This window comes from Enterococcus eurekensis (assembly GCF_042654605.1).
GTDB lineage: Bacteria > Bacillota > Bacilli > Lactobacillales > Enterococcaceae > Enterococcus_I > Enterococcus_I eurekensis.
Window position 1 is genome coordinate 1 of sequence record NZ_JBHSGT010000081.1, and the last position, 979, is coordinate 979.

At 34.9% G+C, this 979-nt stretch carries 1 protein-coding gene; it reads right to left on the reverse strand.

Annotation, left to right across the window (positions count from 1 at the left end; genetic code table 11):
- Window positions 1–969 (reverse strand): RNA-guided endonuclease TnpB family protein (locus ACFO3L_RS11490; protein ID WP_379967712.1); only part of this gene is annotated, 969 nt, incomplete at its 3' end.
- Between the last annotated feature and the right edge of the window lie 10 nt (window positions 970–979).

Below are 979 nucleotides of genomic sequence, written 5' to 3' on the forward strand. Positions count from 1 at the left end.
ACTTGGGAAAAATCGGTCAACTTTAACTAAAGTACGACCTTTCCATGCACATTTATAGTCTAATTGTCGAACGAATTCACTCCAAGATACATCTGATATTGACTTCGCTAATTTATGATTTTTAACCAACCCTTTTACATTCAAATCTTCAATACAAATGATTTGGTTCTCATCAGTAAGTCGTGAAGATAGTTTATGTAAAAAATCAGTACGTTGGTTGGCAATTTTCTCATGGATACGCGCAACTTTTACTTTTTGTTTTTGGTAGTTGCGACACTCATCTAATTTTCGATTGTGTTTTTTCGCAACTTCCAAACGCTTGGAAAGTTTTCGTTGTGCGCGTATTAACCGTTGTTCAAGAGAGCGATAGAATCGGTTATTATCGATTTTTTCTCCTGCGGATGTGATACAGAAATGAGTTAAGCCCAAATCTAATCCAATGTTATTTGCTACGGGTTCTTGTTGGAAATTCTCAGCATCAACTAAGAATGTCGCAAAATATTTCCCTGATTTAGTTTGACTGATCGTCACGTTCATTAATTTCCCTTTGAAACGCAATTCTTCTGCCATCTTGACCCAACCAACTTTAGAAACATAGAAGTATCGTCCGTTGACTTTCATGCCTACGGCAGTTCGATAGGATTTCTTTGAATATTTTTTACTCTTGAATTTAGGAAATCCGAATTTAGAGTTGAACGTATTTTTGTACGCTTTATTCAAATCCATATTTACTTGGCTTAGAGGTTGTGCTTCAACTTCTTTTAACCAAGAAAATTCTTCTTGCTTTTTCAGTCCAGCATAGGTCAGTTTGTTTTCAATATATTCAGGATTTTCTTTTTTCATCTTGTCATTCGTAATCCGTTGGTCAAGTAAAAAATTCCAGTAGAACCGAACACAACCAAAGGTTTTTTGAAATTGAATTTCCTGTCTTGAATTAGGGTAGATTCTGATTTTATGGGCTTTTTTCATTTCTGTACAC